The sequence below is a fragment of the uncultured Lactobacillus sp. genome (assembly GCF_947367125.1).
Classification (GTDB): Bacteria; Bacillota; Bacilli; order Lactobacillales; family Lactobacillaceae; genus Lactobacillus.
Window position 1 is genome coordinate 15174 of sequence record NZ_CANBCQ010000030.1, and the last position, 20261, is coordinate 35434.

Sequence of the window (20261 nt, forward strand, 5' to 3'; positions counted from 1 at the left end):
ATTAATTGATGAGAATTTAAAAGTAGATTTAGATTGTTATCGAAAAAAGGATTGTTTAAAAAATTATTTTATAAAGCCAGCGTTATACCACTTAGTTACAACTGCACTTGGCTTAAGTGACCAACCAGAGATCTTCTTGTTAACAGCAGTTACAGAGTATTGGTTGGTAGTAGGTACAACATATGCTTCATCATACATCCACTTTTGCCACTTCTTGAAGGCATTAGCACGGTAAGTAGGATTAAAGGCTTTTTCTGAGTCGATATCAGCTAAAAGTTTGGTCTGTTTAGGTGAAACAAAACGCGCAAGGTTGTATGGTGCAGCAACGTTGTAAAGATCGTTAGGAGAAGGTTCACTTGAAAGCTGCCAACCGCCTTCGAAGACATCAATTTTTGGATCGTCAGATTGAACTGCTTGAACCCAGTTGTTGAATTCCATTGGACGACCACCAACAAACTTAACGTCTAAGCCAACCTTCTTCCATTGTTGGATGTAGTTACGCCAAACAGGTTCAGCAGTAGTTGAATTGTTTCTTACAGCTAAATTAATTACTAATTTCTTGCCGTTAGGTTGAGTGCGATATTCGCCCTTCTTCTTGTAGCCAGCCTTGTCTAACAATTCGTTGGCCTTCTTTAAATTGTAAGGGTAACCCTTGATTGACTTATCAGTATAGTTGCCGAATTGTTCAGGGATCAAAGTGTTAACGCGGAAGGCCAAGCCGTGGTAGTAACGTTTAGCAACTGCATCAACATTCATGGCATAAGCCATAGCTTTACGCAATGATAGATTATTCATCTTAGAGTTCTTGTTTTCAACGTTTTTGCCAGCCTTCTTATCCCATTTACCTACCTTAAAGCCTAAGTAGCTATAAGATAGAGGTACATTGCCGATAAAGTTAGTGTCAGTGGCATTCTTAACATCTTCCCATTGGGTATTAACGACGCCAGCAACGTCAAACTTGTGACTCTTGATGGCTTGGGTAACAGAGTTAGTACCGATAACTGACATGGTAACCTTTTCTAATTTTGGCGTACCACGCCAGTAGTAAGGATTGCGTTCCCAAGTAACAGATTGACCGCGAACAAGTTTGTCTACACGGAATGGACCATAGAAGAGAGGATTCTTTCTGACTTTATCACTAGACATTAATTTAGAAAATGGTACATCTTTTAAGTAGTGATAAGGTTCAGCGTATTCCCAGAAGTAGCCGTTACCTGACTGAAGCATACCTGGTTTCACTTGCTTGAAGTGGATTACGACTTTACGACCGTTTTCACCATCAGGCATTTCAATACCAGAGATTTTTTTGCTTTTGCCATTGTGGCATTCAGCTAAACCAACAATATTTGCTAGTGAATCAGTGTAACGTTGTGACTTAGAGTCTTTATTAGCAATAATCTCGTAAGCATATTCCACATCCTTGGCGGTAACTTGTTTACCATCAGACCATTTGACGCCTTTCTTCATTTCAATCGTTACAGTCTTAGCTTTACGATCTAACTTAAAGGTAGCTGATCCTTCGTTGTTGATCTTGTATTGGTCATCAGTTTGGAATAAAGGTTCCTGTCCAGGCTCTGCAACTTCAGTATCAGTGACGGTATCAGATAATTCTGGCAAGAAAATACCAGTGAAGGGACTATCAGATTCGATAGCATAATTTAAAGTGCCACCTTTTTTAACACTTTTCACAGGAACAGTTTGACTGAATTTGTGATGTGTTTCATCTGCATTATTATTCTTTGAATTTTTATTATTACCGCAGGCAACCAAACTTAAAGCTGCCCCAGAAACAAGTGCTAACGTACTAAAATATCTCGTTGCTTTTTTCATAAAAAGCACACCTCCAAATAAAGTAAAATTATGTGATTTTTATTTTATGATATTAAAATTAAAAAAACAATATAAAAACAAATAAGAATATGAAAAATATCATTTTTGATTATTCTTATACTTAAGATTTGTTTTCATTATTTTAGGATTAGGCATAAAATAAAAGGGGCAACGGCTTTTTATAGTTGGGGGAAAAGATGGATACAGCCTGGCAAAAATTTAAAAATAATATTCCATTACGTCGATTTGTGGTACTGCTATTAATTATTACCTGCCTTTATGAAATGCGGGCTATGATGAACACGGTCTTATTAACTTTTATTTTTACATATGTGATTGTGCATTTAATTCATCTAGTGCAGCGGTATTTTCCTAAAATGCCGACAGGATTAATTGTTGCGGTAACATATTTAATTATTCTGGCGCTGCTTTATTTCGTGGTTACTATTTATTTGCCCATGTTAGTTGGTCAAATATCTAAAATGGTAAAATCAGTGATGGCGTTTTATGAATCAAATGAATCATCGCGTTTAGCTAGTTATATAACGCGTTATATTAGTAAAGGTGAGATTGTGACGCAAGCTAAGCGAGTAGGGACCTTTGCCCTGCATACGGTAACCAATTTCGGTAGTCTAACCATCGCTACTTTCATGTCCTTGATTTTAAGTTTCTTCTATACGATTGAATTAAATAAAATGGTCGAATTCTCAAATCTATTTGTTAAAAGTGGATACTTTAAATGGCTTTTTGAGGATATTCGCTATTTTGGTAAAAAGTTTACCAATACCTTCGGTGTAGTCCTAGAAGCACAATTCTTTATTGCCATTTGTAATACTGCACTAACAATGATTGGCTTGGCATTTATGCATATGCCGCAAATCATCGCCCTGGGCTTAATGGTCTTTATTTTGAGTTTAGTTCCGGTAGCCGGCGTGATCATTTCTTTGATTCCGCTAAGCATTATTGGCTATTCTGTTGGCGGTATCCGTTATGTGATTTATATCTTTATTATGATCATAATTATTCATGCCATTGAAGCCTATGTGTTAAATCCTAAATTTATGGCCAGCAAGACCGAATTGCCGATCTTCTATACTTTTTTAGTTTTATTAGTGGCAGAACATTTCTGGGGCACTTGGGGCTTGATTGTTGGTGTGCCGATCTTTACCTTCTTGCTTGATATTTTAGGAATTAAGTCAGCGAAGAAAAGTAAAAAGAAAGCGAGTGAATAATGAGAGTACTTTTGACAGGCGATAGTATTATTGCACGCCAAGAAGGAAAAAATGAACCGCATCTTAATTGGAATTTGCGTCAATTTTTGCCGGAGATTGAAATAGAAAATACGGCTGTTTCGGGAATTAATTCCGGGGCCTTTTTCGCCAGATTAAACGAATTAGTGTTGAGCGCAAAGCAATGTGATAATTTAGTAATCCTGCTTGGTACCAATGATTTAGCCATGCATAAGCAGGTACCGGCAAGGCAATTTAAGCAAAATATGGAACTTATTTCTTCGGCAATAATTTGCCAGTATTATCCCAATCACGTTCTGTTAATTTCACCGCCAGCAGTAGATGAAGACAAGCAGCGTGTGCGCAATAACACATTAGTTGTGGAATATACGCAAATTATGGCAGAAGTGGCGCATGAATATCGTTTTCGTTATGCGGATTTAGCTCAAGCTATGCAAGATGCTGGTGATTTAAGCAAAATCTGTCGCGGCATAAAAAATGATGGTCTTCATTTTGGTGATCGCGGGTACGAAATTTTAGGAAAATTAATTGCTGAAAATTTGAAAAGTATGTAAAAAGGATCGCACATTTGCGATCCTTTCTTTGTTTATTTTAATGTGGCCCAGAGCAGGCTTCCGGCTAGCACAATGGCTAGGAAAGGAAGCAACAAATAGGTAAAAAAGAAAAACATAATTCCGGCAACTAATAAAAAGCCGATTACTTTGATGAGGCCAATTCCTAATTTAAAGAAAAGCCAGAGCAAAAGTAATGTTAATAATAACGAAAGCATAATCAATACCTCCATAAACTATAGAAGCTATTTTACTACCAAATAATGACGATGAGTAAATAGAATACCTAAATTTTAGAAAAATTAGTTACCGGTAACAGGTAAAAATGTATTGAAAGCTCTTTCTGTAACCGCTATATTTTAACTATTGAAAGCGATTTAAAAAGAGAGGGAAGTTAAAATGGAGGATAAAAATACAGGATTACCCACATTAGCTAGTACGACAATTTGGATGATTAGCTTAGGGTATTTAGGCGTTCAGATTGCCTTTACCTTGGAAACGTCACAAATGAGTCGAATCTTCCAAACATTGGGTGCTGATCCAACTAAACTAGGCTGGTTCTTTATTTTGCCGCCACTTGCTGGCTTAGTAGTTCAGCCAGGGATTGGGTCATTATCCGATCGGACCTGGATTCCAAAAATCGGTCGAAGATTGCCATACTTATTGATCGGAATGATCTTTGCGGTAATTACCATGATTATCTTGCCAAATGTTGGTAGTTTTGGTTTAGGTTATGGCTCTGTTGAAGCATTAATTTTTGGTGCTGTAGCCATTGCCGTTTTGGATGTGGCATCGAACATGGCAATGCAGCCATTTAAGATGATGATCGGTGATATGGTTAATGATAAACAAAAGTCATACGCTTACGGGATTCAAAGCATGTTGTCCAACTTTGGTGCGGTAATTGCGGCCTTTTTCCCATTTTTATTAACTAGTTTGGGTGTAGCCAATACTGCTAAAAGGGGTGTGGTACCACAATCAGTAGTTATTTCATTCTACGTTGGTGCTGCTGTTTTAGTAATTACTTCACTCTTTACTATTTTTAGAGTACACGAATATGATCCAGAAACATATGCACGCTACCACGGGATTAAAGAATCCGACAATAAAGAAGGTGGCGGCTGGATTGAATTGTTAAAGAAGGCGCCAAAGGTCTTCTGGCAAGTATCCTTAGTACAATTCTTCTGCTGGATTTCATTCCAGTATTTATCAACTTACGCCACTGGTGCGATTGCGCAAAATGTTTGGCATACCACCAACGCTTCTTCTGCTGGCTACCAGATTGCCGGTAACTGGTTTGGTGTTTTGACTGCAGTGCAATCAATTGCGGCGGTAATTTGGTCCTATGTTTTAGCTAAGGTGCCAAACAATCACCATAAATTAGGTTATGGCCTTAGTTTATTCTTAGGTGGGGTAGGTTACACTTCAATCTTCTTGATTCATTCACAAAGTCTTTTGATTTTATCATTTATCTTGATTGGTATCAGCTGGGCCGGAATGAATACCTATCCATTAACCATGGTATCTAACGCCTTATCAGGTAAGCACATGGGAACTTACTTAGGTTTATTCAATTGCTCAATCTGCTTACCTCAAATTGTGGCATCACTGCTCAGTTTTTTAATTTTCCCAATGGTCGGCAATTCTATGCCAGCTATGATGTTAATCACTGGTATTTCAGGCTTCTTAGGCGCTTTATCAGTTTTAGCAATTAAGGAAACCTACGTAAAATAGAATATCTTCTCATTAAAAAACACACTACAATGTGCAATTATGCATGTAGTGTGTTTTGTGATTTATCTATGTAGAAAAATTCGCCTTCGTCTTTGAACATTTTGTAGGTTTCTTTGATCATTCTTTCAGGGATTGCATAAGATTGGACGAATGCAATTGGGTCATAGAAATTATCTTCTTGTCCGCAAGAGTATTGATAGATCAGATGCAATCCATAAATATCGGCATCTCTTTCTTCGTCATCAAGGCCGCCATAATCAAGACAACAATTATATTGTTTTAAGTTGGGCCTGCCATCCATGATATGCCCAATTTCATGAGCAACTGTAAATGGTACTTCCGGTGAATGGTGGTGCCAATTCATGTTGATACAGATTTCTCGCTCATTTTTAAATGAAAGAGAGGGATTATTGGGATCTGATTCAAAAAAGACGTAACCAATATCATGCTCATAAGCATAATTAAATAAATACGTGATTAGTTGATTTTTTCTATAGTTATTGTCCACTGCCATGTTTTCTAGCTTCTCTCTCTTTGATGTCTCTCTTCATGAGTTCTCGGACCATGTCAAGATATTCTTTAGGAACAGGATGACCATAGTATGAATAGGGTACCTCATCTTCCAAATTCACAGTGTCCTGCAAACGTGGAGCAGGGTCATCGGTAATGCCACTTAAATAGTCTATTGATGTATGCAAAACCTTAGCAACTGCACCTAAGGCCATAATCCCCGGTTTTCTGGTTTTCCAATTGTAGATACTTCTTTTGCCTAAGCCTGCCTTGTCATTTACTTCTAGTAAAGACATTTTTCTTTTTTTCGCTAATTCTTTTGTACGCTCAAACTCAATCATGACGAGGTTTTCTTCACTTTCTAAATAAAAAAAGTACGCTAAAAAGCGTATTTTTACTTGACATAGTATTCGTATAAGCATATTATATGAACTGTCAACAAGTTAAAAACAATCTAATGACCAGAAAAATTCTGTGTGGTAGTGGAATCAATGGCACTAGTCTGTTTTTTATACCTTTATTGTAGTATATTGACGTATTTTGGTCAATGATTAATATGTCAATACTTAAATTAAGCCTGCTTGTTGAACATTATCAAACAGAGGTGAAGTCCAATGGACATTCGTTAACCCCCTCTGATCATTTGATCAAAAGAGAGGTGATTTATTTAATCATGGATATTCATGATTACGTTGAGCTGATTACTCTAGCTTTATGGGTAATTAGCGTAGTAGGTATTGGCATCTTGAGCAGGGTTCATTTCAAGAACAAGCGCTTGGAGCAATTCCGTAACACTGCAGATAACTTGATGAAAAGCTATGTTAATTTGTACGACAAGGAAAATCTTTCTGACGAACAGAAGATTAATCGCGTTGGCAATGCAGTAGTGAACAGTCTTGAGGCAAAAGGCTTCAAGCTGAATAGGCAGGAAGTGCAGGACATTTTTGCGGAAGTAGCTAAGCAGATGAATGAGCAAACTCAGGATAAGTAGTAATAATTTTTAAATTTTTCGGAGGTTTTATTATGGTTGATATGAGACAAGCAACAAATATTTCAACAAGTCATACAGCTGACTTGAACACTGGCTACATGGCAGTAGCACAAAAGGGTAATGTAGGTTCAAAGTATATTTATGCAGAACAATTGCGCAATAATCAAAAGGAAATTCACGTTTTGCGCGGTTATGCAGGCAATGTAACTACGCCTGTAGTTACTATGTATGGTAGTGCTGGCGGTCATACTCAAACCTGGGAATATTCAGGAAGATCTGGTAAATGGTTTGTAGGCACTAAGCCAGGTCCAAAGTGGGACAAGCAAATCGCTAGGGTTAATATTAGTCCTCTTGGCAGAGTATTTTACTCAAATACTGATATGCCACGTTTAGCATATTTAAACCGTGCAGGTGGTTTGTTGAAGCCAGATGGTTCAACTTATGCAGGTGATGATATGAAGCGTGCGGAAGCTGCTGTATCACCAGATTATTCTAAGTTTCTGTTAGCAACAATGGATAATTGGGGTAATGGTTACTTTACAATCTATGATAATAACTTGATCAACGATAAACTTGATAGCGCAGAATACAATAATGATTATGTAAGTCTTGATGGTCTTTCATGCTTAGAGAGTTTTGTTGTAGCAGGATTTTATAGTGCTGTTAATTCATCTGTTCAAGGTTATGATCTTGATAACGAAGGTAATATTTATGTATCAAGTCAAGAATCACCTGATACTGTCGGACATAAATATTACACTAAGAACATTTTTAAGATTCCAACTTTTGCCAGAACGGATACTTCAAGTTGGTTACAAATTGATTTAGATAATAATTCAGTAATCAACATTTACGGTCAAGGTATGCATACTGAACTTGAAGGTATTCAAATCCTTAATGAAAATCACTGCTACTTAACTGTGGCATATCACAAGACTGTTGGCGGTAAGAACAAGACCGTTTCTAACAAGATCTATGAGGTAAGCTGGAACGAATAAAAATATAGTTTTAAGACATTAAACATTTTAGACATGTTTAATGTCTTTTTTATTAATTTGAGTGATTGGGAGTATAATAACTATGAGATTAATAGTAAAAGGAAAGATTTATTATGAAGATAAATAGAAAAATAACCGCGATTTCAATGGCTGCATTGATGTGTGCTAGTCCAATTATTGTAATTAATATGAATGAAAAAGTACAAGCAGCAGAAAATTCAGTTATTAAGACAGTCATGCACAATGCACTTGCGTATGATAAAGATGGAAATAGTACCGGTCATAAATATTACGTTTATGGTAGTGTTCATGTAGATCCAAAACCAGTAACTATAAATGGAGATCAATATTACAAAGTTACCGATAAAGATGAATATATCAAAGTAACTAATATTGATGGGGTTAAGCGTAAAATCACTCACAATACCTACATTTATCGCACCTCAACAGGTAGAACTTCATACAATGGCCGATGGAAGTTGTATAAGGGCGAAACTATTACGACTTATGGTGGCTCATATAAGTTCAAGAATGGTAAGCATTACTTCCGTGTAGGTGGACCGCGTAAGCAATATGTTAAGTCATACAACTTGGGACCAATCATTAGTAGTAATATACCAGCAAGCGGTGAAAATACTAATAATTCAACTTCAATCACTACGCAAAAAAATGCTGATGAAACTACAGTTACTGTAGATGATACTAAAACACCAATCATTACATTTGATCAGTCAGGTAATGTAGTGAGAGTTAAGGATGCTAATGATGGTGAAAAGTTTGTCGTAGATCGTAAAGAAACAGGAGCTCGTGCTGATAAAGTAGCAAACTTCATTGGTCAATTTGGTGGAGCACAAGCTATTTATCGCATTAAGGGTACAGATAATTGGATTTACTCAATGGGTGTTAAGGTTTCAAAAGATATTCCAGCGCACTACTATGATAATGAAAAATTCAGTCTAGTTAGATTCCAAAATGCCGCAGATTTATATAACGAAAACGGAGTTTCATTAAATGCTAAGATGAAGAAGAACTCTATAACTTGGAAAGTTGATAAGTTAGTTTACATCTGGGTACCAAGTGAAAATAAAGCTGAAGAATTTTACCATCTCTCACCATTCATTATTGGTTATGAAATAAGTTATATTCAATATGCATCGCATGAAATTGCTGCAAGTACAAATATTTATGATAAAGGTGCATATGTTAAGGCTAGTGATGTTTCTTTTGAAGACAAGAGCGTTAAGTTATCACCATCAAACACACCAGAACAAGCCAAGGCTACATATGAAGCAAATAGCAAAAAGGCTATTATCAAATAGGCAAGCAATTAGCACAGCTAGCTATCTTTGCTTTCAAGTGTGGTGTTGATTGGAACTAATGAAACCTATAGAACGATTTAACTAGCACCATGCGTATTAGATCATATAATTTAGGCCCAGTTATTAGTACTAATACTGAATCAAATCCAACCAACTCTACTAATGCTAATGTCGAGGAGGCAACCGTTACCGTAAAAAATATTTATGGTGTAAATGTTTACGATAATCAAGGCAAGCGATTAAAAAGAATCTCAAAGCTGGTACAAAGTTTGTTGTAGATAGACTAGAAGTTACTCCGTTTGCTGATCATTTTCCATCAACTGCAGCTAATGCTGGCTTATACAGAATAAAAGGTACAGATACTTGGCTTTTAGCTATTGATGTAACTGCAGATAAGAAATTAGTAAAGCATGATTATAATCATGAACATTATGGTTATATCAAGTTCATCAAGGATACTGATGTGTATAATGCTGACGGTACCATGCAGAACCATAATGGCGCAAAAATTGTAAAACAAGGTGGAATTATTTTATCATCTAGTTGGTACTAAGTTCTATGCTACAGGTAACGTTGATCAAATTGATGTCGGTAATGATGCCTATGTTAAAGCTAGTGACGTTAAATTTGTTAATATAGTTTTGACATTAACCCCTTCAAACACAGCAGCAGAAGCTGAGGCAACGGCATTGAAAAAATAAATTAAAAGAAAATATCAAAAGTAGAAGTCCATTTCACTTAATGGGCTTCTTTTTAATGTTTTCATTGGCTTGGAAGCATATAATTGCGGTGTAGAGATTTGAAAAGGATGATTATGATGAAGAAAAATAAAATTACATTAATCTCTGTAGCAGCGTTGATAGCCGTTACACCTTTAACGGTTGGTACTACTCAACCTAATGAAGTATGGGCCGCAGGCACTTCAATTAGAAAAACTATTATGCATACTGCAATTGGTTATGATACAAATGGTAGGAACTCGGGCATAAAACTTTATCCATATAAAGTTATTAACGTTGACCAGATTCCTGTCCGTATTAATGACCAACAATATTACAAAGTAACTGGTAAATACTTATATATAAAGCCTACAAATATCGATGGCGTAACACGAAAAATTACTCATAACACTTATATTTATAGTAGCTCTACTAAACGCACTTCTTTTAACGGAAGACGAAAATTAAATAAAGGTGAAACTATTACTACATATGGTAGTTCTTACAAATTTAAAGATGGAAAAAGTTACTTTAGAATAGGCGGCCCAAGCAAGCAATATGTTAAAGCAGCTAACTTAAGTTCAGTAATTAAAAGCAATACTGCTTCAGGATCAACTGATGTAAATAGGCACTATGCCAAAGAAACTATAGTAACAGTTCATGTTAGAAGCACATATAAGAAGACAGCACCAATATTTACTTTTGATGAAAATACTACTGCTGAGAATAAGGCTGTAATTGTAAAAAGAGTTCCAAATGGTACTAAGTTTACAGTTGATCGGCTAGAATATGGCAAAAGAGCTGACATGGTAGCAGCCAAAATAGCATCATTCAATGGAAATCAGGCTATTTATCATATTAAAGGTACTAATAATTGGATTTATTCAATTGATGTTGATCCTGAGAAACAGTTGTTAGAGCAATATTACAACAAATAAATTTTAATTTCAGTTAAAATGTCAAATTAAGCAAAAAGAGAATCCTGTTCCGTTGAGCAGGGTTCTCTTTTTGGATATTCATTAGTAAATTGTTTATTTTTTGATCTAGAAGAATTAGTCTTTTACAACATCCTTAATGTTCAACCATTGGCTCTTGTTGATCTTAACGATCTTCTTGCCATCAGCCTTTTTGACATCTTTGGCAGTGTAGGTTGAACCCATAGAAACTTTTTGAGTAGTTTTGTGACCTTGAGCATTCAAAACGTTAACTTTTTGATTTTTGGTGTCTTTAACAGTAACAAAAATCTTGTCACCCTTCTTGATTGAAGGATCGGTTGGCATAACTTGTGCAGTTCCAAGCTTAGGAGCTTCAAAACTAGCAGCTTGACTAACTGAAGCACCAACGCTCATTAAACCCATTGAAGCAACGACAACTGAAACAACCTTAATCATTTTCTTTGATAACATAATGAATACCTCTTATCACTTATCTACTGGAACTTTTCGTTCCTCATTCCGTACAATTCTTATTATATAACGCAAGGGGAAAAGTACATTTTTTAGGAAAATATTTTTACTGGGTAAATGTTACTAGAATAACGTTTTACGGAATTTCGTAAAAAGGGCAGAAAAAAACAGCTATTCATTTTGAATAACTGCGGAGATTTTTGGTATAAGTCCCTTAACGATGACCTCGGCTCTTATTATAATAAGAAAATCCGCAAATTCACAGTGTTCATATTATAGCTGTCGTTCACTCTTAACTTATAATCCTAAAATAACGTTCTAATCTGTGAAGTATTGCAGAATATCCTCCTCAGTTAGGCGTTTTTTGTCGTCGCCTTTGACATCAAAAACGATTCTACCATTGTTTAAAATGATAGTGCGGTTTCCGTATTTGATTGCGTCTTTTAATTGGTGAGTGATCATGACACAGGTTAAATGCTCTTCTTGCACAACTTTATCAGTTAGTTCAAGCAATTCGCGGCTAGTATTTGGATCTAACGCCGCAGTATGCTCATCTAGTAAGAGTAAATCAGGGCGCTTAATTGTCGCCATTAAAAAACTTAATGTTTGTCGCTGACCACCAGAAAGATTACCCACAAAAGTATTTAAGCGTTCATTTAACCCATTAGGGAGTTGGGCCGCCTGGCGTTTAAATTCTTGCATATGTTTATCTAGGCCTCTTAAACGCAGACCGCGGTGTTCACCTCGTTTGGTTGCAAGTAATAGGTTTTCTGCAACAGTCATTCGCGGAGCTGTACCCATTTTAGGATCTTGGAATACTTGGGCAATATATTTAGCGCGTTTTACTTCAGAAAGATTGGTTAAATCTTGGTCTTTGAGCAGAATTTTTCCGCTAGTAGGAAAAATAGAGCCATTGATAATATTTAGTAGCGTTGATTTACCAGCACCGTTGGTTCCTAAAAGAGTAACAAAATCTCCATCTTCAAGTTTTAGATTAATATTTTTGAGGATTTGCTTTTCTTCATTGGTACCAGCATTAACGGTAGTGGTAATATTTTGTAAATCAAGAATAGTACTCATGGTTTTTCAACGCCTTTCTTTAATAACTTACGAGTGCGGAATTTTTGTTCAAATAATGGAAGCATCATGCAAATAGCAAGAATAATAGCGGAAATCAATTTAAAGTCGTTGGTACTAAAGCCAAGTTGGAGGACTAGGAGTAAGATAAGGCGATAAATAATACTGCCGATAACAACTGCTACCAAGCGGGCGGTTAAACTTAAATTACCATAAACGACTTCACCAATAATGATGGCAGCTAGTCCGATAACCATAGTACCAATACCCATATTAACGTCAGCGTAGCCACCGTTTTGGGCTAATAATCCACCAGCTAAGCCGATCAAGCCATTAGAAAGCATTAGACCTAAGATTTTCATATTATCGGTATTGATCCCAAGTGATTGAGCCATTTTTTCGTTGTCACCAGTGGCAATAAAGGCTTGACCAAGGTCAGTATCTAGAAAAACTGCTAGCAAAACAATGACGATAATGGCAATGATCAAACCAACAACAATAGTAGGAAAATTGATCGGTAATTTTTGTAAAAGCTGACCGTTTAGTAAAGTATTTTTGTTAAGTAAACCTACATTAGCCTTGCCTAGAATTCTAAGATTAACTGAGTAGACACCGGTCATCGTTAAAATACCAGCTAAAAGAACAGGGATTTTTCCTTTAGTATACAGTAAGCCAGTGACTAAGCCAGTGACCATGCCAGCGAAGAAGGAAAGAATGGTAGCTGCTAAAGGATTGACGCCATGAACTAACGCACTAACACAAATTGCGGCACCGAAGGGGAAGGTTCCCTCAACAGTCATGTCTGGGAAATTTAAAATTCTAAAAGTTAGGTAGAGGCCTAAGGCTAGAACGCCCCAGAGCAAACCTTGACCAATTGATGAAGTAATTAAGCTCATTTGATAATCCGTCCTTTCTTTTGTGCCGCTTGAACTACACTATTCGGAATAGTGATGTTTAATTCACGAGCTATTTTTTCATTGATTACTGTTTCATAATGGGTTACGCGCTTGACGGGAAGAGTAGCAGGGTTTTTACCATGTAAAATTTGTCCTGCCATTTTTCCAGTTAAGATTCCCATGTCGAATTGACCGACACACCTGGTAGCGAGACCACCACTTTTAACCATAGTATCGGCAGCAGGAAAAACTGGGATCTTGGCACTGTTAGTTGCCTTAAGTAAGGTGGCAATTCCACTAGCTACAGTATTGTCGGTTGGGACATAAACTGCTTGAACCTTGCCTAACATGGTTTGGGCAACTTGTTCGATATCATTGGTTGAAGTGATAGTGTAAGGGATAACTTTAAGTCCTTTTGCTTCAGCTAGTCGTCTGAATTCACGGTACTCTGATGCTGATGAATCATCACTTGAGGTGTAAATGACACCGATGTTTTTGGCTTTAGGTAAGATTTCTTGCATTAAGGCCAGCTGGCTGGCGATTGGTTGGCGGTCTTGGACACCAGTAATTTTGCCGCCGGGATGAGCTAGACTTTTAACTAAATGAGCACCAAGTGGATCACTGACTGCGCCCATGATGACGGGAGTGTTGCCAGCAGTATTGGCTAAAGATTGCACAGCCGGCGTAGCAATCCCAATAGTTACCGCAGCATTTTCTTGACTAAAACGATCGCTCATTGACTTTAGATTACTTTGGTCGCCTTGAGCATTTTGAAAATCAATTTTAAGATTTTTGCCTTTGACGTAGCCTTCATCCTTAAGCCCTTGAATAATTCCTCGATGGATCTGATCTAGAGCGGGGTGGCTCATTGTTTGCAAGATACCGACAGTTGGCGTTTTCTTTTCCGCATTTTTCTTATTTACTTCACTGACAAATGCAACTGCCAGAAAAGCAAAAAGAGCAATAATTGTTCCGATTAATCTTTTCATTTTTTACTCCTTCAAACAAAAAAGGCACTTCCTTTTTTGGGAAATGCCTAAAACAAAACCCGCACACTCTTTTGCTGTGCGGGTAATATTTCTTGAAGATTTACCAGCACAGATGCGATGAATGAGTCGCATCTGTACTTTACGAACAGAAACAACTCTAGTGCTGGAATTGCCAACGATTGATTACTGTAAATTTAGTCATGGTAAAATCTTCCTTTCGTTCAAAATACTTGTTGGATAAATTCTAAGTAATTCTGTTAGAGATGTCAAATTATTTTTGATAGAATTTCTGTGTGTGTAAACCAAGGAGCTGATCAAGGACCATGCTATAATTAACTTCTCAACTAAAATAAAAAGGGATGACTAGCTTGCGTTACAAACAAATTATTTTTGATGTGGATGATACAATCATTGATTTTGCGGCAACTGAAGATTTTGCCTTACATAGCCTTTTCAAAGTTAATCACTGGCAACTTACGCCCGAATTGCAGCGGCAATATCATGCTTATAATCAAGGGCTCTGGCGGCGTTTGGAGCAAGGTGAGCTTACTTATGAGCAATTAAGCGAGATGACTTTTCATGATTTTATCCTGGATCATTTTGGAATTGAAATTGATGGCCAAAAGACGATGGATGAATATCGCTCATACTTTGGTGAAGCTCATAAACTGTTGCCTGGTGTAGAAGATACTTTGAAATTTGCTAAAAAGCAGGGGTATAAATTAACGATTTTAAGCAATGGTGAAAAATTTATGCAAAATCACCGGCTAGAACTTGCTGGCGTAAAAGATTATTTCGATTTGATCGTTACTTCAGAAGAAGCCCATTATTCTAAGCCCAATGTTCATGCTTTTGATTATTTCTTTAGCCGTACAGAAATTGGGCCAAATGATACTGTCTTTTTCGGCGATGGCTTGCAATCAGATATTTTAGGAGCCAAAAAATATGGTTTTGATAGTATCTGGTATAATCACCGTCATCGTAAGAACACTTTGAATTTGCATCCCCAGTTTGAAGTCGAAACATATCCTGAACTAGTTGAATTAATGCACAATGATTTTGAGAAGAAGTACTAATTTTTCAGGCATATTATTCTCTTGGTATCTGCGCAATAGTTTAAGATTAGCTTAGTGAGAATAAAATATGTCGTGTAGATTAATTAAGAAAGAAGAAAAGATGGAATTATATTCACCAACAGATACATATACTTTGAACAATGGCGTAGAAATCCCTGTAATTGGCTTCGGTACATGGCAAACTCCAAGCGGTGAAGTAGCTAAGGAATCAGTTTTAGCTGCGTTGAACGCTGGCTATCGTCATATTGATACTGCTGCAGCTTATGGCAATGAAGAAAGTGTTGGCGAAGCAATTAAGCGTAGTGGTGTTAACCGTCATGAATTGTTTGTTACCACCAAGTTGTGGAATGCTGATCACGGCTATGACAAGACTAAGAAGGCGATTGATACCAGTCTTGAAAAGCTGGGCTTAGATTATCTCGACTTGTACTTGATCCACTGGCCAAATCCTGCTAAGATGCGTGACCATTGGGCAGAATTAAATGCTGAAAGCTGGCAAGCAATGGAAGAAGCTGTTCAAGCTGGCAAGATTCGGGCAATCGGTGTTTCTAATTTTAGAAAGAAGCACTTGGATGAATTAATGAAAACTGCGGAAGTCAAACCAGTTGTTAACCAAAATTATTTGAATCCAAGTGATTTGCAACCGGAAGTTACTGCAGCAAGTAAGGAATATGATTTGCTTAATGAGGCATACAGTCCTCTAGGTACAGGTGGTTTATTGGGTAATGAAGTAGTTAATGCAGTTGCTGAAAACTATGGTAAATCACCAGCCCAAGTTTTGATTCGCTGGTCCTTGCAACATGGCTTTTTGCCACTTCCTAAGTCCGTACACCCTAAGTATATTGAGGCTAATAGCGATGTCTTTGACTTTGAGATTAGTCCAGAAGATATGAAGAAGCTTGATGGCTTGCGTGGAGCAAGCAATTTGGCTAATGATCCAGACAAGGTTAATTTCTAAGATAAAAAGCCATCGACTATACAACTGCCGATGACTCTGGTCACATCTATGGATGATAATTATTTATCAAGTAAGTTATTTAGTTCGTGAAGAACTAAATGAGGTTCATGCAATAGAACGCAGAAAAGGAAAATTGTCGTGTCCAATGATCATGGATGCATGCGTAGCAAGACGATAACTTGCAAACGCGCGGTGGCTCTGCTTATGCAGAGCTTTTTTATTAGGTGAAAAAATGAAGAAAATTACAACAGGAATTGTAGCTCATGTTGACGCGGGCAAAACTACTCTATCTGAAGCACTGCTATATACAGCAGGCAACTTGCGGACATTAGGTAGAGTGGATAATGGGGATGCATTTTTAGATACAGATCAACTAGAGAAAAAACGGGGAATTACTATTTTTTCTCATGAAGCAAAATTAACGACTGATGATTTAGAAATTACGCTGCTTGATACACCGGGGCACGTCGACTTTAGTGCACAAACGGAAGAAACTTTGAGCGTGCTTGATTATGCTGTTTTGGTTATTTCAATTGCTGACGGCGTGACCAGTTATGCCAGGACTTTGTGGCATTTGCTTGAGCGATACCAAGTGCCGGTTTTTATTTTTGTTAACAAGATCGATACTGTTGGCGCCGATCAAGCCAAGGCCTTGGCTGATCTTCAGAAAAATTTAACTCAGAATTGCATTGATTTTTCGACATTAGACAATGATTTTTATGAAAATATTGCTGCGACCGATGATACACTGCTTGAAAAATATTTAGATAGCGGGGCTATTTCGGATGATGACGTGCAAACGGCGGTTGCGCAAAGAAAGGTTTTTCCAGTTTATTTTGGTTCTGCTCTAAAGTTGACGGGCATTAAAGAATTTTTAGCTGGCTTTGCTAAGTGGACTAAGGAAAGAAAATTTACTAATGAGTTTGCGGCGCGCTGTTTTAAGATTTCGCATGATGCCAAGGGCGAGCGGTTAACTTGGTTGCGAATTTTAGGTGACAAGCTAAAGGCTAAGACTGAGTTAAATGATGAAAAAATCAATCAGTTGCGCAGTTATAATGGTGAAAAATTTTCTACGATTACAGAAGTGGGTGCAGGTGAAATTGTTGCGGCTACTGGGCTGAGTTCAACTTATCCAGGGCAGGGATTTGGCATTGGGGATGCACAAAACGCCCTGCTTAAGCCAGTTTTAACTTATAAGGTTGATCCTCAAGCTAGTGATCTTCATGCTTGTTTAAAGGCGTTGCAAACATTAGAAGATGAAAATCCGCAATTGCATGTTTCTTGGTCGGAGCATTTACAAGGAATTCATGTGCAAGTAATGGGTAAAATCCAATTAGAAATTTTGGAACAGTTAATGCAGGAGCGTTTTGCTTTAAATGTTGCTTTTGAACAAGGCAGCATTCTTTATCAGGAAACCATTACTGCTCCTATTGAAGCAGTTGGACACTTTGAACCGCTACGTCACTATTCTGAAGTACACTTATTACTGGAACCTTTAGCGCGCAATAGCGGGATTATTTTTGAAAATAAGTGCAGCTTAGAAGTTTTAACCAAGAATTGGCAACATCAGATTATGACTGCCCTCAAGTCTAAGGAACACCTTGGTGTTTTGACCGCTGCGCCAATTACTGACATGAAGATTACTTTAATTGGCGGTAAAGGATCGATTGTCCACTCAGTTGGTGGTGATTTTCGAGAAGCAACTTATCGTGCTGTGCGGCAGGGCTTGATGGAAGAAAAATTGCGCCAGCAAACTGTTTTGCTAGAACCATGGTATGACTTCTGCCTAGAAGTGGGTCAAGACCAAGTGGGTCGTGCATTAAATGATATTCAGTACATGCATGGTAAATTTAGTACACCTGAAAATATTGGCGATCGTACAGTTATCACTGGTTCTGCACCTGTCGCTGAAATGCAAGATTATGCAGCAGAAGTGCGCAATTATACTCATGGTGGAGGTAATCTTGAATACGTCGTTAGCGGTTATTTGCCTTGTCATAATGCCAGTGAAATTATTAAAGCCAAGAACTACGATCCAGTTTCTGATCTAGAAAATACGCCTAACTCTGTTTTTTGTTCGCACGGAGCAGGACATACTGTTACTTGGGATCAGGTGCCAGATGCGGCCCAATACCCTTATACTTATCCATTAGATTAGGGGTAAAATTATGATAAATATTTATTTGATTCGGCATGGTGAAACATATTTCAATCTATTTCATAAAATTCAAGGTCGCGTTGATTCACCGCTCACACCATTAGGAATGAAGCAGGCTCAAGCAATCGGTGAATACTTGCGCCAACATAATATTAAGTTTGATTACGCTTTTTCTTCTAGTTCTGATCAAGCAACTGATACTTTAGAATTAATTACTAATCATCAAATGCCATTTAAACGTGATAAAAATTTAAAAAGAGATGGCTTTTGGAAGTTTCGAAGCACATGATGAAATCTTGAACCCTAAGCCGCCGTATGGCGATTTCTTTAAACAATTTGGCGTTGAAACTGAAGCTGAAGTCCAAACAAGAATGGATCAAGCAGTGCGGGGATTTTGCAAGATATTCCTGATGGTAAAAATGTCTTGATCGTTTCTCACGCAGGGACAATAATGAACTTTTTGGTTAAAGAATTATCTGCATCAGTTCTGTTACATGTGAAACATTTTGGCAATTGTGGCGTCCTAGTCCTGACTTATGATGGTCAAAAATTCACCTTAAAAGCCGTCATTAATCCCGCCGAAGGCTTGAAATAAATGAAATATCTGACTAGTTGTGAAAGAAATTTCATTTTGCTAGAGAAATACTGCTAGAAAATCGCCTACATAGTAAGATAAAACTGTGATAGAAAGGTGATAAAAGATGACACAAATACCTTTTAAGGCAGTAGCGGTTGATTTAGATGGTACTTTTTTAACATCAGAAAAAACTTTTGATCAAGCGCTATTTGCAAAAGTTTTACGGAAATTACAAGATAAGAAAATTCCTTTTATTTGTGCAACGGGAAATCAATTGTTGCGGTCTCATGAATACTTTGGTGAATTCGCGGATGAAATTGATTATGTCTCTGAAAATGGCGCAATTCTAGAAGCCGATGGCAAAGTCTTCAAGCGAATTGCGATTGATTACGACACGGCCCAAAAATTATTACATTTTATTCAAACGGAATATCCTAAAGCAATTATCATGGTTAGTGCGCAGAACCATTGTTACGTATTAAAGAGTATGGCTCAGGTTGATAAAGATGACATTCGAATCTATTATCGTGATGTTCAAGAAATTGATCAGTTTACTGACATTGATCCAGCTGATGCTATCTTGAAGATTTGCTTAACGGCTGACGATGAATTAGCCCAAGAGATTCAGGATCGTTTTAATAAAAAATATGGCGACTGTATTCGCGGTACTAGCAGTGGTAATATGACAATTGACTTGGTGCATAAGGGGATTAATAAAGCTGCGGGGATCGCCGAGATGCTTAAGCATTATGGCATTGAACAAAAGGACTTAATTGCTTTTGGCGATGGCGAAAACGATATTGATATGCTTAAAGCTTGTGGTTATAGCTATGCAATGAAGAATGCGAATGAGAAGACTAAGGCGGTAGCAAAGTATGAGGCACCTTCGAATGATGACAATGGTGTGTTGCAGATTTTGGCTAAGTATTTAGATGTTGAATAAAAAATCAAATTAAATAGTGAATCGATTATCTGATGAGATATTGATTCACTATTTTTTTGTAATGAGAATGTGACTTTAAAAAATGATAATTCAAAGTGACAATTATGTTAAAAATATTAAAATTGTAATTGACATTTAATATATTATAAAATAAACTAACATTTAACAAAATTATTTTTTATTAGATGTTAGTGGAGGAAAGAGAAACTGTCAAATCTTTTGTGTAAATAGATCTTTCTCGTAAATTGATTTTTTAATTATTTATTTAATCAAAGTAGG

23 protein-coding genes are annotated in these 20261 nt (G+C 37.1%); 15 read left to right on the forward strand and 8 right to left on the reverse strand.

Going from position 1 to position 20261, the window contains the following annotated elements; all coding sequences use genetic code 11:
- Nucleotides 1-63 precede the first annotated feature (63 nt).
- Nucleotides 64-1830 (reverse strand): oligopeptide ABC transporter substrate-binding protein, encoded by a 1767-nt coding sequence (locus tag Q0Y84_RS08805; protein WP_297952801.1) that lies wholly within the window; start codon nt 1828-1830, stop codon nt 64-66.
- Between the two features lie 197 nt (nt 1831-2027).
- Between Q0Y84_RS08805 and Q0Y84_RS08810 the strand changes: the two genes are divergently transcribed.
- Both Q0Y84_RS08810 and Q0Y84_RS08815 read left to right on the forward strand, forming a co-directional pair.
- Nucleotides 2028-3062, forward strand: a complete 1035-nt coding sequence (locus Q0Y84_RS08810; protein WP_297952803.1) for an AI-2E family transporter — start codon at nt 2028-2030, stop codon at nt 3060-3062.
- Nucleotides 3062-3634, forward strand: coding sequence for an SGNH/GDSL hydrolase family protein (locus Q0Y84_RS08815; RefSeq protein WP_297952805.1), 573 nt, complete (start codon nt 3062-3064; stop codon nt 3632-3634). Before Q0Y84_RS08810 ends, Q0Y84_RS08815 begins: the two co-directional genes overlap by 1 nt.
- A 32-nt stretch (nt 3635-3666) precedes the next feature.
- Here Q0Y84_RS08815 and Q0Y84_RS08820 read toward each other — a convergent pair whose 3' ends face one another.
- On the reverse strand, nt 3667-3849 hold the full coding sequence (locus tag Q0Y84_RS08820) for a hypothetical protein (protein WP_297952807.1): 183 nt from the start codon (nt 3847-3849) through the stop codon (nt 3667-3669).
- A 181-nt stretch (nt 3850-4030) separates the two neighbouring features.
- On the opposite strand from Q0Y84_RS08820, the gene Q0Y84_RS08825 reads away from it, so the two are divergent.
- Nucleotides 4031-5365 (forward strand): SLC45 family MFS transporter, encoded by a 1335-nt coding sequence (locus tag Q0Y84_RS08825; protein ID WP_297952809.1) that lies wholly within the window; start codon nt 4031-4033, stop codon nt 5363-5365.
- A 37-nt stretch (nt 5366-5402) separates the two neighbouring features.
- On the opposite strand, the gene Q0Y84_RS08830 is transcribed toward Q0Y84_RS08825, so the two are convergent.
- Together Q0Y84_RS08830 and Q0Y84_RS08835 are read right to left on the reverse strand one after the other, a co-directional pair.
- A complete protein-coding gene (locus tag Q0Y84_RS08830; protein WP_297952811.1) occupies nt 5403-5879 on the reverse strand; it encodes a hypothetical protein in 477 nt (158 codons plus the stop codon).
- Nucleotides 5863-6216, reverse strand: a complete 354-nt coding sequence (locus tag Q0Y84_RS08835; RefSeq protein WP_005729771.1) for a helix-turn-helix domain-containing protein — start codon at nt 6214-6216, stop codon at nt 5863-5865. The genes Q0Y84_RS08830 and Q0Y84_RS08835 overlap by 17 nt, the downstream gene beginning before the upstream one ends.
- A 332-nt stretch (nt 6217-6548) precedes the next feature.
- On the opposite strand from Q0Y84_RS08835, the gene Q0Y84_RS08840 reads away from it, so the two are divergent.
- The 6 genes from Q0Y84_RS08840 to Q0Y84_RS08865 all read left to right on the forward strand — a co-directional run bounded on the left by Q0Y84_RS08840 (nt 6549) and on the right by Q0Y84_RS08865 (nt 10840).
- Entirely contained in the window at nt 6549-6866 is a 318-nt protein-coding gene (locus Q0Y84_RS08840) for a helveticin (RefSeq protein ID WP_366791724.1), read from the forward strand.
- A 32-nt stretch (nt 6867-6898) separates the two neighbouring features.
- Nucleotides 6899-7864 carry a helveticin J family class III bacteriocin gene (locus Q0Y84_RS08845; RefSeq protein WP_297952817.1) on the forward strand — a complete coding sequence of 322 codons (966 nt, stop codon included), beginning with the start codon at nt 6899-6901 and terminating at the stop codon, nt 7862-7864.
- A gap of 113 nt (nt 7865-7977) precedes the next feature.
- Nucleotides 7978-9183 (forward strand): SLAP domain-containing protein, encoded by a 1206-nt coding sequence (locus tag Q0Y84_RS08850; RefSeq protein ID WP_297952819.1) that lies wholly within the window; start codon nt 7978-7980, stop codon nt 9181-9183.
- An 89-nt stretch (nt 9184-9272) separates the two neighbouring features.
- Nucleotides 9273-9461 carry a hypothetical protein gene (locus Q0Y84_RS08855; protein ID WP_297952821.1) on the forward strand — a complete coding sequence of 63 codons (189 nt, stop codon included), beginning with the start codon at nt 9273-9275 and terminating at the stop codon, nt 9459-9461.
- Between the two features lie 243 nt (nt 9462-9704).
- The gene (locus Q0Y84_RS08860) at nt 9705-9884 is read left to right on the forward strand and encodes a hypothetical protein (protein WP_297952823.1); all 180 of its coding nucleotides are present in this window, start codon (nt 9705-9707) and stop codon (nt 9882-9884) included.
- Between the two features lie 116 nt (nt 9885-10000).
- Nucleotides 10001-10840, forward strand: coding sequence for an SLAP domain-containing protein (locus Q0Y84_RS08865; protein WP_297952825.1), 840 nt, complete (start codon nt 10001-10003; stop codon nt 10838-10840).
- Between the two features lie 114 nt (nt 10841-10954).
- On the opposite strand, the gene Q0Y84_RS08870 is transcribed toward Q0Y84_RS08865, so the two are convergent.
- The 4 genes from Q0Y84_RS08870 to trpX form a co-directional block, all read right to left on the reverse strand.
- Nucleotides 10955-11311 (reverse strand): hypothetical protein, encoded by a 357-nt coding sequence (locus tag Q0Y84_RS08870; protein WP_031267035.1) that lies wholly within the window; start codon nt 11309-11311, stop codon nt 10955-10957.
- A 315-nt stretch (nt 11312-11626) separates the two neighbouring features.
- Nucleotides 11627-12388, reverse strand: a complete 762-nt coding sequence (locus Q0Y84_RS08875; RefSeq protein ID WP_005720621.1) for an ATP-binding cassette domain-containing protein — start codon at nt 12386-12388, stop codon at nt 11627-11629.
- Nucleotides 12385-13281, reverse strand: coding sequence for an ABC transporter permease (locus tag Q0Y84_RS08880; RefSeq protein WP_060463855.1), 897 nt, complete (start codon nt 13279-13281; stop codon nt 12385-12387). Before Q0Y84_RS08880 ends, Q0Y84_RS08875 begins: the two co-directional genes overlap by 4 nt.
- Nucleotides 13278-14270 (reverse strand): tryptophan ABC transporter substrate-binding protein, encoded by a 993-nt coding sequence (trpX, locus tag Q0Y84_RS08885; protein ID WP_297952829.1) that lies wholly within the window; start codon nt 14268-14270, stop codon nt 13278-13280. Before trpX ends, Q0Y84_RS08880 begins: the two co-directional genes overlap by 4 nt.
- A gap of 368 nt (nt 14271-14638) precedes the next feature.
- Here trpX and Q0Y84_RS08890 point away from each other — a divergent pair, with 368 nt between their 5' ends.
- The 6 genes from Q0Y84_RS08890 to Q0Y84_RS08915 all read left to right on the forward strand — a co-directional run bounded on the left by Q0Y84_RS08890 (nt 14639) and on the right by Q0Y84_RS08915 (nt 19982).
- Nucleotides 14639-15346: a YjjG family noncanonical pyrimidine nucleotidase gene (locus Q0Y84_RS08890; RefSeq protein WP_297952831.1), complete on the forward strand. Its 708-nt coding sequence runs from the start codon at nt 14639-14641 to the stop codon at nt 15344-15346.
- Nucleotides 15347-15446: 100 nt separating this feature from the next.
- A complete protein-coding gene (locus tag Q0Y84_RS08895) occupies nt 15447-16304 on the forward strand; it encodes an aldo/keto reductase (RefSeq protein WP_297952845.1) in 858 nt (285 codons plus the stop codon).
- Nucleotides 16305-16536: 232 nt separating this feature from the next.
- Nucleotides 16537-18462 carry a TetM/TetW/TetO/TetS family tetracycline resistance ribosomal protection protein gene (locus Q0Y84_RS08900; RefSeq protein ID WP_297952833.1) on the forward strand — a complete coding sequence of 642 codons (1926 nt, stop codon included), beginning with the start codon at nt 16537-16539 and terminating at the stop codon, nt 18460-18462.
- 10 nt (nt 18463-18472) lie between these two features.
- On the forward strand, nt 18473-18751 hold the full coding sequence (locus tag Q0Y84_RS08905; protein ID WP_297952834.1) for a phosphoglycerate mutase family protein: 279 nt from the start codon (nt 18473-18475) through the stop codon (nt 18749-18751).
- A gap of 105 nt (nt 18752-18856) precedes the next feature.
- Entirely contained in the window at nt 18857-19057 is a 201-nt protein-coding gene (locus tag Q0Y84_RS08910) for a histidine phosphatase family protein (RefSeq protein ID WP_297952837.1), read from the forward strand.
- 106 nt (nt 19058-19163) lie between these two features.
- Nucleotides 19164-19982, forward strand: coding sequence for a Cof-type HAD-IIB family hydrolase (locus Q0Y84_RS08915; protein ID WP_297952839.1), 819 nt, complete (start codon nt 19164-19166; stop codon nt 19980-19982).
- The last annotated feature ends 279 nt before the right edge of the window (nt 19983-20261 follow it).